Genomic DNA, 12,089 nt, shown 5'->3' with positions numbered 1-12,089 from the left:
GCATAAAAATGGACACGATCGTCAAAAGCTACCTGCAAAAATTCGGCGTCAGCGAAGCCACCCAAACCTTCCTCAGCAAGGTGCAGAAAATGTTCATCGGCGGTGCCTGGGTCGAAGCCAGCGACGGCCAGACCTCCGAGGTCATCGAACCCTCGACCGAAGGCCTGATCACCCGCATTCCCATGGGCACCACGGAAGATCTGGACCGCGCCGTAAAAGCTGCCCGTGCCCAGTTCGACGGCGGCGCCTGGCGCCAGGCCAAACCGGCGGAGCGCGAACGGCTGATACAGCGCCTGGCGGACCTGATCGAGCAAAACGCCTTTGAGCTGGCGGAGATCGAATCGATCGACATGGGCAAATCCGTCGCCTTCGCCAAGGATGTCGATATCCAGGGCACGGTCGACACCCTGCGTTACTTCGCCGGTTGGGCGACCAAGCTCCACGGGCGTACCGTCGAACCTTCGCTGCCGGGCAATTACCTGGCCTATACCCGCAAGGAAGCAGTGGGGGTGGTCGGCGCTATCGTGCCGTGGAACTTCCCGCTGCAAACCATGGCCTGGAAGCTTGGCGCGGCGCTGGCCACCGGTTGCACCGTGGTGGTCAAACCCGCCGAACTGACCTCGCTCTCGGCGCTGCGATTTGCCGAGCTGGTACAGGAAGCGGGCATCCCGGACGGCGTGATCAACATCGTCACCGGGCGCGGCAGCGTGGTCGGCGCGGCCATGGCCACCCACCCCGGCATCGACAAACTGACCTTCACCGGATCGACCCCGGTGGGCCGCACCGTCGGCCGTGCCGCGCTCGACGAAATGAAGCGACTAACCCTCGAACTCGGAGGAAAATCACCGGTAATCGTCTTGTCCGATGCGGACATTCCGGCCGCTGCGCAAGCGGTTGCCAATGGCGTGTTCTTCAACTCGGGGCAGGTGTGCGACGCCGGTACGCGGGCCTATGTTCATCGCAGTGTCTACGACGAATTCCTGCGTGAACTGATCGCGTACACCCGGACGTTGAAGATGGCGCCGGGTCTGGACCCGGACTGTTTCATCGGACCGCTGGTCTCGGCGTTGCAGAAGCAGCGCGTGACCGAGTACATCGAGGCCGGCAAGCGCGAAGGTGCCGAGCTGGTCTACGGCGGCCAGCCGGTCGAGGGTCCGGGTTTCTTCGTCGAGCCGACCATTTTTGCCCATTGCCGCAACGACATGCGCATCGTCCAGGAGGAGATCTTCGGCCCGGTGCTGGTGACCGCCGCGTTCGACGATGAAGAAGAGGCACTGGCCCTGGCCAATGACTCGCCCTACGGCCTGGCGGCGGCCCTGTATTCCAACGACCTTGGAAAAGTGCACAGCCTGATTCCGCGGTTGAAAGCGGGTTCGGTCTACGTCAACGCCCACGGCACCCTCGACCCGTCGATGCCGTTCGGTGGCTACAAGCAGTCGGGTTTCGGCAAGGACCTGGGCGCGGAGCAGCTCGACTACCTGCTCGAAACCAAGGCGGTATGGATCACCTTGCCCGGTTGACCTTGACCCTGTAGGAGCGAGCTTGCTCGCGATGGTCGCCAACGATAACGCTGGCAGCCTGACACCCCGTGGTGTTCCTGGGTTCATCGCGAGCAAGCTCGCTCCTACAGGGTAATCGGCAGGGACGCGCCAAAAGAATGCGGTTATCTCGTCATGATCTTCCAACAATAAGAGACCATCATGAACATTGACGCCAAGCCTGCTCCGAGTCTGTCCATCCTCGACGACAAATCCGTGGTCGAGGGGCATTCCATCGATTTCATCCCGGAGAACGAGCGCACCGACAAGCTGTCGAGCCAGGGTCCGTTCTGGTTCCTCGGTAACTTCACCTTCTTCACCATGACCATCGGTTTCGTCGGCCCGAGCGTGGGCCTGACGGCGCTCTGGACCACCCTGGCCGGCACGCTGGGCATCATGTTCGGCACGCTGTTCATGGCCTTTCATGGTTCGCAAGGCCCGCACCTGGGCCTGCCGCAGATGATCCAGTCCCGGGCGCAGTTCGGTTATCGCGGGGTGATTCTGGTGCTGTTGGCGACGCTGTTCGTGTTTGCCGGTTTCAACATCGTCAATCTGGTGTTGATGATGCAAGGGCTGCACACGCTGTTCGGGTTCAGCCCCACGGTGATTGCGGTGGCGGTGACCATCCCGGCGGCGGTGCTGGCGATTCTGGGGCATGACTGGATGCACCGCAGTTTCAAATGGGCCCTGTACCTGTCGCTGCCGCTGTACGGCCTGGTGACGCTGGCAGTGTTGATGGGCTGGGTGCCGGATGCGGTGCTGCCGCCACTCGCCGAAGGTGAAGTGGCCCCGGCGCCGCTGGGTTTCAACTGGACCGGCTTCATCGCGCAGTTCGCGGCGGCGGCGAGCTACAACATTGCGTATGCGCCGTATGTGTCCGATTACTCGCGTTACCTGCCGAAAAATACCTCCAGCGGCAAGTTGATCGCGGTGGTGTTCCTCGGTGCGTCGTTGTCCGGTGCATGGATGATTTCCGTGGGCGGCTGGCTGGCCGATCACCTGCATTCCACCGACGTACTGGTGGCCCTGGGGCAAGTCGGCAATACCGTGTCGCCCCTGATGGGCACGGCGGTGGTGGTCATCACCATCCTGGCGTTCCTGCCGGTGATTGCGATGAACATCTACAGCGCCAAGCTGACCACGCTGACCTGCGTCGACTCCATCAAGCACATCGAACCGACCCGCAAGGCGCGAATCCTGGCCATCGGTTTCGTGATCCTGCTGCAACTGGGCGTGGCCCTGAGCATCCAGAGTTCGGGCAAGGGCCTGTCGGTACTCGGCATCTACCTGGTGGTGATGCTGTACTTCCTGGTGCCCTGGACCTCGGTCAACCTCACCGACTACTTCTTCGTGCGCAAGGGCCGCTACGCCATCCCGCACTTCTTCATGCCCCACGGCAACATCTACGGCAGTTGGGGTCTGCGGGGGATTGCCGCGTATGCCATCGGCTTCATCTCGATGATCCCGTTCTTCTACATCTACGACGGTGTCGAACAGCGCGAGGTGTACGTCGGCCCGCTGGCCAAGGCCCTGGGCAGCATCGACATCGCCTGGCTGGTCGGGCTGATCGTGTCGGGGCTGGCGTACTACTGGCTGAGCCGCTCCATTGATCTCAAGCGCGAAGAAACCATCATCCAGCACATCGAAAAAACCTGCCCGCAATACACCACCGGCGACTCGCTGACCAAACCCTCGTTGCCGGTGTTCAACGAATCGGCGGCTCGGAGATAAATCATGGCTACGCAAAAATACGACTACATCATCATCGGTGCCGGTTCGGCCGGTTGTGTGTTGGCCAACCGTCTCAGCGAAGACCCGGCCACCTCTGTGCTGGTGCTGGAATTCGGCGGCAGCGACCGCAGTGTGGTGATCCAGATGCCCAGTGCGTTTTCGATCCCGATGAACACCAAGAAGTACAACTGGCGCTACGAAACCGAGCCGGAAACTTACCTCAATGGCCGGCGCATTCACTGCCCACGCGGCAAGGTGTTGGGTGGTTCGTCGTCAATCAACGGCCTGGTCTACATCCGTGGACACGCTTACGACTTTGATGAGTGGGAAACCCTCGGCGCCCAAGGCTGGGGTTATAAAAATTGCCTGCCGTACTTCAAGCGTGCCGAGAGCTACGAGTCCGGTGGGGACAGCTATCGCGGGCAAACCGGCCCGCTGCATACCACCAACGGTAACCACATGAAAAACCCGCTGTACGGGGCCTGGGTCGAAGCCGGGGCGGAAGCGGGCTACATCAAGACCGACGACTGCAACGGCTTCATGCAGGAAGGCTTCGGGGCGATGCACATGACCGTGAAGAATGGCGTGCGCTGCTCCACCGCCAACGCCTATCTGCGCCCGGCCATGGGCCGCCCGAACCTGACCGTGATCACCCACGCGATGACCCGGCAGGTCATCCTCGAAGGCAAGCGCGCGGTGGGCATCCGCTATGACCACAATGGCCAGACCCATGAGGTGTATTGCAACCGCGAAGTGCTGATTTCGTCCGGCCCCATCGGTTCGCCGCATTTGCTGCAACGCTCCGGCATCGGCCCGGCCGAGGTTCTGCGCAAAGCCGGGATCGAGGTGCGTCATGACCTGCCTGGGGTAGGGGAGAACCTGCAGGATCACGCCGAGGTATACATCCAGTTCGGCTGCAAGGAACCGGTGACGCTCAACAGCAAAATGGACCCGCTGAGCAAGTTGTTGATCGGCCTGCGCTGGCTGTTGTTCAAGGATGGCTTGGGCGCCACCAATCACTTCGAGGCCGGCGGTTTCATCCGTTCCGACAAGGGCCTGCGCTGGCCGGACATCCAGTTCCACTTTCTGCCGGCCGCCATGCGTTACGACGGCAATAAGCCAATCAAGGGCCACGGTTTCATGGTGCTCACCGGGCCGAACAAACCGAAAAGTCGTGGTTACGTGCGGGTGCGTTCCGCCGACCCGTATGAACACCCGGAAATCCGCTTCAACTACCTGCAACGCGAGGAGGATCGCGAAGGCTTCCGCCGTTGTATCCGCCTGACCCGCGAGATCATCGGCCAGAAGGCCATGGACCGTTTCCGCGACGGCGAAATTGCCCCTGGTCCACTGGTGCAAACCGATGAACAGATCGACACCTTCGTCCGTGACAACCTCGAAAGCACCTACCACCCTTGTGGCTCGTGCCGCATGGGTGAGGACGACCTGGCGGTGGTGGATTCCGAGCTGCGGGTGCATGGCATTGCCGGGCTGCGGGTGATCGACTCCTCGGTGTTCCCGACCGAGCCGAACGGCAACCTCAATGCCCCGACCATCATGCTGGCCGAGCGGGCGTCGGACCTGGTGCGCGGGGTGGCGATGCTGCCGGCATCGCAGGTGCCGGTCGGGCTGGTGGAGAACTGGGAGAACAGCCAGCGCTCGGCGTTGCCGGGGCGTAACGTGCGGGTCTAGCCTGATTTCGCGGGTATCCACGATCTCCTGTGGGAGCAAGGCTTGCCCGCGATGGCTGCCTCCGAACCGCTCCATGTATTACTGACCGAGTACATATCCATTCCTGCGGAAACGGCCACTATTGGTTTCGCTCTTACAGCGAGTCACTTGGAAAAGCTCCAAGTAACCAAGGGCTCTTGCCCCTTTCGTTCGGTGCCTCGCTCCGGTCCTGCTCCGTGGGCCCGCCGCGCTGGGCCATCCTTGGCCCAGCGCGGCTAAACCGGCATCCATGCCGGTTTGCCCACTGCGCAGAACCTCCACTCGACCTATCGAGGGGGCAAGAAAATCAAAAGCCAAAGCACCGCGAGGCGGCCTTAAAGCCGACCTGATTTGGCGGGTGTACTCGTTCCACTGTAGGAGCGAGCCTGCTCGCGAAAAACATCCAGACAACGCGGGCATCCAGTCAGGGCACGTCATCGTTGTCGTCCATCGCGAGCAGGGGAGGCTGGTACATGAACATGTTCACCGTAGGAGCGCGATGGGGCATTGGTTAATCGCACCTGTTTTTAATTTGCTCTTGAAGGGCTTTTCCAGCTTCGACCCGTACGCGTTACGCAGCAGTAACTGGGCATTGTTGGCTGGCAATGGTGCGTCTGTGTTGATCTATTGCGTGTTAATTTGATTCTTTAATTACGTTGATCGGGGTGGGTAATTGAAGTTGTGGTGAAGAGTGAGAAATTTCCTTCAGAACATTATTTTTCTAGTGTGAGATGCGTCCTTGTTGTTGTTTAGGGTGAAACTTCGTGGTGTACGATAGTTTCTTATTGGGTAAATTTTAGGCTTGAAGCATGGTCATCGAAAATGGTCTGAAAGAGACTTTCATGCTGTGAGGTGCAGTTGAGGTCGGTTTGAAAAATATGCCCTTTGCCGTTGCCGGGTACACCAGTAAGCGCCAACAGGTTCGGTGCGATATCTCGTTCAGCTGGTGTGCCGGAATATGGATTGCGCGAAGGTACAAGTGCGGGGCGGAGTGGACTTTGATTTCGAGTAATCAAGCCACAGTTTCGTTTCGCGAAAGTGCTTTTTCGTGGGGGAAATAATTGTCAAATATATGATGTTGTCGTAATTGAATCTATTTGAATGCGAGAATGATTTTTTGGTTCAGCAAGTTTGTGCTCTGGGTTTAGTGGTCTTCTGTCTTTTTCGTAAGTTCTGATGTTGACTCTGAGTTTAAAGTTTGGAGCTGAAAATGATCTACGACATTGTTGTGGTTGGTAACGGTGCCATTGGTGGTTCGATTGCCTTCGAATTGGCGAGTCGCGGGTTCAAAGTCTGCAGGCTAGGTGAGGCGGACAGGACGAATGCGGCATCCAAGGTTGCGGGCGCGATGAATGGTTGTTTCGGTGAAATTACCAGCGGTCTGCTCGCCAGTGAGCATGGTCGGTTGAAATTGACCATGGATATTCAAGCTAAGGATCTATGGGCGGATTGGTCTCAGCGGCTTGCGCAGGCCTCTGGCAACTGGCAAGAAATGCTGGCAGCACGCGGCACTCATGTGCTCCTGAACTCTGCGGGTATGGCTGAAATTGATAGCGTCAACTACGCAGCCATCGAACAAACTCTGCGTGATCGCCGAGAGCCTTTCACAAGCGTTGCCCCTGCTGAGCTGGAGTGGGTCAACGCTAACGATCTAGTGCGCCCGCTATAGGCATTGTTGATCCCCGATGAAAATGCGGTGAACTCTCACCTATTGTTGGAAAAGTTAGACGCCGCATTTCTGGCGAGCGGGGGTGAACTCGTCAACATCAACGCCCGCACCATATTGACAGAGGGCCGTGTGACGACAGGTGTGGAACTGGAAAACGGGCAACACATCGCGGCAAAGCATGTCGTAATAGCGGCCGGTGTCCAGTCACTGTCACTACTCGATACCTTGGATGACATCAAAGATCGAATACCGCCGATGTTTGCAGGCTACGGGGTATCCGTGCTCGCTAAGCTGAAGCCGGGACAGTTAACGCCGTCGACGGTGATCCGAACGCCTAACCGCGCCTTTGCCTGCGGCTTGCATTGCGTACCGCGTACGTCGGAGCTGCTATATATAGGCGCAACCAATATCCTGGCTGAAGAGCCTCGCTCGCATGCATTGATTTCTGATGTTCAGTTTCTGCTCGACTGTGCTGTCGACCAGCTCAACCTCGACCTGCATGATGCCGAAATCATGAGCATCCAGGTCGGTAACCGGCCCATCCCCGCCGATGGTTTTCCTCTGATTGGGCAATGTGGTTACGAAGGACTGTGGTTGGCCACCGGTACATATCGTGATGGCTTGCATCAATCGCCGCTGCTAGCCGCTTGGGTGGCAGACCAGATTCAAGGGGTTCCTAACAACTTGGATTTGTCGTGTTTTGCACCGGTGCGCAAACCCCTGCAAGGAGTACCGCGCAGCAACACAGTGGCCGAGACCGTCAAGCAGATGTTCGCAACGGGCTACGAGTACCACTGGAATATCAAACCGTATTGGATGCCTTTGCTAGACAAGGGTATGAGTGAAAACTACACGGCACTAATTGAATCGCTGCACCCGCAATTCACACCACCGCCCGAGTTGGTCGCCTTCTCGTATCTGTATCGCTCGATGTATGACCGTCTGGCACGTTATTACGAGGCCTGGTCATGATCCATTCTCAATTCGAGTATGACCGTGCCAAGGCATTGGCAACCTTAATGGACGCTGGCGTCTGGGATCCTGTCCAGGATCTCCAAGCCATCATAGGCAAGCATTTTCATACGGAAGGGCCACCAGATCCGCAAAGAATGGCAGGTTTTCGCCAGGATGTGGCCGAGCGATGTGCACGCATACCTCTCGGGCACATTCTGGGTTACGTCGACTTTGCCGACCTTCGTTTCGTCGTGGGCACTGGAGTCTTCGTGCCGCGATTGCAGAGTATGGCCATTGTGCAATGGATCGAGCAGAACCTGTCACTTGATGCCCGATCATCCGTGTACGACCTCTGCGCGGGAGTAGGAGCGATCGGCTTGGCGATCTGGTCCAGAACCGCCGCCAAAGTGGTGTGCGTTGAAATCGATGAAATCGCACAGACCTACCTCAAACGCAACATCCTACGAATGAGCGCTGGCGAACAGGGGGTGACCTTGTGCGAGGCAAATATCAATCGTATTGACGTCTTTGAATCTGCGAGGGGCAGCGTAGATGTCGTAGTAGCCAACCCACCCTATGTTCCTCAAGGCACGGTGCTTCTGCCTGAATGGGGCGTTAATCATCCTGCCGGCGCCATCTTCGCCCCGGACGAAGGTGTTGCGCTGATCCAGTCGACCGCACGACTTGCAAGCTCGGTGCTGAAGCCGAGAGGCACATTACTAATCGAGCACGGTGAATCCCAAGAGCAGCAGGTTGGATTAATCCTGAAAAGTCATGGTTTCTGCTCGATTTGTACTTCTGTTAACGAAGATTTTTCCGATGCGACGGGCTCTTCCGTCATTACCGTAGGAATAAAAGCATGAACACTATGGAAACGGGCCCAAGCTGGATGACTATTCGTCAGCAGCGCACTAGCGGTGCGCTAAGCAGTGCATCGGATAACGGCCTTACCAGTTTCGAAGTGGTTTCCCGCAAAGGTAAGGCGCTAACGCTTGCCGATGGTACGACTTGCACAGAGTTCATTTCATGCTCCTACCTAGGCTTGGAAAGCCATCCCATGCTAATTCAGGCCGCAGGGGCCGCGTTGGAGCGGATTGGCATCCACCTTTCAGCTAGCCGGAGCGCCATGAGTCCGGTTTACCTTCGGCAACTTGAGCAGTTGCTAAGTGATATCTACACCGGCGCGAGCGTGACGGTGTTCACCTCAACTAGTAATGCGCACCTGGGTGTGCTGCCACTTTTAGGCAGCGGGACCATGGACGGCTACCCAATCAAGAGTTCGATCATGTGGCTTGTGGATCGCACTGCTCATGCCTCGATGCAGGTGCTACGTGGGGTGTTGTCGCAGTTTGGGCCGGTAAACCGGGTCGATACCCAAGACATGGATGGACTCAAGCATGTGCTGGTGCAGTGTGCCCAGGAAAAGATCACTCCTGTTCTCTTGATCGATGGCGTTGGGTCAATGTCAGGATTGTTGCCGGTGAGTGAGCTGAGCGAACTACTGCAAGCCTGGGGTGGTTATCTCTACATCGACGACGCCCATGGTATCTCGATTACGGGTAAGCACGGAGCGGGCTATGCCTTCGAGAATCTGGGGCACCGTCTTCCGGGCAATACGATTATTGCCGGTTCGTTGAGCAAGGCATTCGGCGGTGCGGGTGGATTCATCGTGCTGAAATCTGGTTATCAAGCGGCGCAATTGCGTGCGCTTGCCAACCCGCTGGTATTTGGGCACACCGTCTCTGTGCCGTTGCAGGCGGCTAATGTTGCGTCAGCACAGCTCCATCTTTCCTCAGATATTGTCTGCCTGCAGAGCGCGTTGTGGCAGAACGTACGCCGTCTGGATGAGCAAGTTAAGCAGGAGATGATGAATGCTTCGCTACGCGCACCTATTCGCGGTGCATTGTTTCAAACCGAGCAGCAGGGAGCGGCAGCTGCTAGTGCGTTACGAGCCGCTGGCATTGTCGTATTTCCGGTGTTTTACCCGATCGTTGAAACCGGAAAAGCCATGCTGCGGTGCGCAATGTCGGCGCTTCACACGCCAGAGCAGATCGATAACTTGGCGCGTCAACTCAACGTCCAACTAAGCCAGGCATCTGCCTGACGATTCTCGCAAGGAATGGCTATGTCACCGAATGCTGAAGGGAGCATTGCGCCTGGTGGAGATCTCCAACCCTATCGCCAGCAACTGGACGAGATCAATCAGGCACTGATGAATCTACTGGCCCAACGCATGGAGGTCTGTCGGGTGATTGCCCACGTCAAGTCCGCGAATGGGATCCCAATGATGCAGCCGCATCGGGTGACTTCCACCTTGGATTTGGTCAGGTCTATGGCGCTTTCACATAAGTTGCGCCCGGAGTACGTCGGCGACCTTTTCGCCTTAATCATCAAGGAAACCTGCGACGAGGAGCAGCGCCTTATGGACGCTCTCTACCAGTCGCGTGTGGAGGAATGAGGCATGCGCGTCCTTATTGTCGATAACTTCGACTCCTTTACTAACAATATTGCCCAGTATGTCTATGAGGTATCGGGTGATCAGCCGAAAGTCGTACCCAATACCACATCCTTCGAGCGACTCGACCTAGCGGGCTATGATGCGGTGATATTGTCGCCAGGGCCGGGGCATCCTGCCCGTGATGCCGACTTCGGCGTGTGTCGTGATGTTCTGGAGCATGCGACGATTCCGATACTCGGCGTGTGTCTGGGACATCAGGGCATCAACTTTTTCTTTGGTGGAACAGTGGAACATGCACCCAAGCCTGTGCATGGCTATCGGTCTCGCATCAGTCATTCTGGCACCGGTCTTTTTGAGGGTATCCCGCATGGCTTTGAAGTCGTGCGATACCATTCTCTGGTGTGCACTGAGGTGCCTTCTTGTCTTGAAGTGACAGCACGTTCGGACTGCGGCCTAATCATGGGTTTGGCGCACCATGAGCGGGCAATTTGGGGCGTGCAGTTTCACCCGGAGTCAATCGATTCTGAATTCGGTCTGCAGATCATCCACAATTTTGTTCGGCTGGCTGGCGAGGCGCAGATTTGTCGAAGGTGTGCTACGCATAGTCCGATGCTCCAGGCACTGCAGGCGGCTGGTGGGCCGATGCGGTTGTCATTAGATTTCGAATGCATAGAGCATTCACCCACCCCGGCCCAGCTCTTCGATGCGAATTTCGCAGGTAAGCCGGCCGCCTTTTGGCTTGACAGCGAGCTTTCTGATCGGTCGCAGGCAAGGTATTCACTGATGGGCTCCTGCGATCGCGATTCGGCGTTGGTGTTTGCCTATGACGTCAATCGACGATTGTTGTCGATCGACGGGCCTGTAGGGTGCGCAACTATCGAAGGGGATTTTTTCAGTTTGATGGAGGAGGTTGTTGACTTATTGGGGGTAGGACAGCAGCAACAGGTTCCGTTTCCCTTCAAGGGCGGTTTGGTAGGCTACTTGGGCTACGAGTTGAAAGCTCTAGTCGGTGTGCGCAACGCTCACGTGTCGGAATTGCCCGATGCCCTGTTTTACCTGCCACAGAATATGCTGGTCCTCGATCACGCAACCGAAATCACCTATCTGTGTCATCTGTGGGGCGAACGTCTGGTTTTGCAGGCTACGGACAACGCCGAACACACCGAAAATGTGTTCTTTACCCCTGGCCCGGTGGCTGAGTCGTCGCTGGGGCTGGCCGATTGTTCAAGCACTTACATGGCAAAGGTTGATGCGTGTCTGCGGCAGATTGCCGATGGTGAGTCTTATGAGATTTGCCTCACCAACCGAGCTAGCCTGCATTGTACGAAAGACCCTCTCAGTACCTATCTGCGTATGCGTCGTATCAGTCCTGTGCCTTATGGTGCCTATTTAAACACTGGGACGTTTTCGATCCTTGGAGCGTCCCCTGAGACTTTCCTCAATATCGATGCAACAGGCCGCATCACTTCCAGACCAATAAAGGGCACCCGGCCCAGGGCGAATGACCCTGAACTAGACCTAGCGCTCAAGCAAGATCTCGCGTGCTCTTCAAAGGACCGTGCAGAGAATTTGATGATTGTCGATCTGGTACGCCATGACCTTAACAGCATCTGCGTGCCGGGATCGGTGAAGGTGCCAAAGGCTTTTGATATTGAAAGCTACTCCTCGGTGCATCAGCTGGTTTCGACGGTCCAAGGACAGTTGCGTAGGGGAGTCAAATCATTCTCGGCGATCCGAGCCTGTTTTCCCGGCGGCTCTATGACCGGTGCACCGAAAATACGCACCATGGAAATCATCGACAAAATTGAATCCTCGGCGCGTGGCATCTACTCGGGGGCTTTGGGCTGGATCGGATTCGATGGCTACACAGATCTAAGCATCGTGATCCGGACCGCAGTGATTAAAGATGGTATCGCCCGTTTCGGTATCGGGGGCGCAATTGTCGCCGCCTCTGATCCGGCAGAGGAAATGCACGAGACACTGGTGAAGGCTAGTGTGCCGTTTCACAGTATTAGAGGGTAAGGGGTAA

The 12,089-nt window shown here is 57.1% G+C and carries 7 protein-coding genes and 1 pseudogene; all 8 read left to right on the top strand.

Translation table 11 applies throughout. The annotated features are described in order from the left end of the window. The first annotated feature begins 8 nt into the window (after positions 1–8). The 8 genes and pseudogenes from FFS64_RS12920 to pabB all read left to right on the top strand — a co-directional run bounded on the left by FFS64_RS12920 (position 9) and on the right by pabB (position 12,082). Positions 9–1,520: an aldehyde dehydrogenase gene (locus FFS64_RS12920; protein ID WP_137805719.1), complete on the top strand. Its 1,512-nt coding sequence runs from the start codon at positions 9–11 to the stop codon at positions 1,518–1,520. A gap of 180 nt (positions 1,521–1,700) precedes the next feature. Then, positions 1,701–3,269, top strand: a complete 1,569-nt coding sequence (locus tag FFS64_RS12915; protein WP_137805718.1) for a cytosine permease — start codon at positions 1,701–1,703, stop codon at positions 3,267–3,269. A 3-nt stretch (positions 3,270–3,272) separates the two neighbouring features. Beyond that, positions 3,273–4,961 (top strand): choline dehydrogenase, encoded by a 1,689-nt coding sequence (gene betA / locus FFS64_RS12910; protein WP_137805717.1) that lies wholly within the window; start codon positions 3,273–3,275, stop codon positions 4,959–4,961. Positions 4,962–6,189: 1,228 nt separating this feature from the next. Further along, a pseudogene (locus tag FFS64_RS12905) lies at positions 6,190–7,620 on the top strand (NAD(P)/FAD-dependent oxidoreductase). After that, complete coding sequence (locus tag FFS64_RS12900) at positions 7,617–8,465, top strand: HemK/PrmC family methyltransferase (protein ID WP_256660452.1); 849 nt, start codon at positions 7,617–7,619, stop codon at positions 8,463–8,465. The pseudogene FFS64_RS12905 and the gene FFS64_RS12900 overlap by 4 nt, the downstream one beginning before the upstream one ends. Continuing rightward, entirely contained in the window at positions 8,462–9,706 is a 1,245-nt protein-coding gene (locus tag FFS64_RS12895; protein ID WP_137805716.1) for an aminotransferase class I/II-fold pyridoxal phosphate-dependent enzyme, read from the top strand. The genes FFS64_RS12900 and FFS64_RS12895 overlap by 4 nt, the downstream gene beginning before the upstream one ends. 21 nt (positions 9,707–9,727) lie before the next feature. Beyond that, positions 9,728–10,060 (top strand): chorismate mutase, encoded by a 333-nt coding sequence (locus FFS64_RS12890; RefSeq protein ID WP_256660450.1) that lies wholly within the window; start codon positions 9,728–9,730, stop codon positions 10,058–10,060. Between the two features lie 3 nt (positions 10,061–10,063). Continuing rightward, positions 10,064–12,082 (top strand): aminodeoxychorismate synthase component I, encoded by a 2,019-nt coding sequence (gene pabB / locus FFS64_RS12885; RefSeq protein ID WP_137805714.1) that lies wholly within the window; start codon positions 10,064–10,066, stop codon positions 12,080–12,082. Positions 12,083–12,089: the final 7 nt, after the last annotated feature.

It is taken from the genome of Pseudomonas sp. G(2018) (genome assembly GCF_005502415.1).
Taxonomy (GTDB): Bacteria; Pseudomonadota; Gammaproteobacteria; order Pseudomonadales; family Pseudomonadaceae; genus Aquipseudomonas.
The sequence above is the reverse complement of the archived record's forward strand: the minus strand, read 5'-3'. Positions and strand labels throughout refer to the sequence as shown.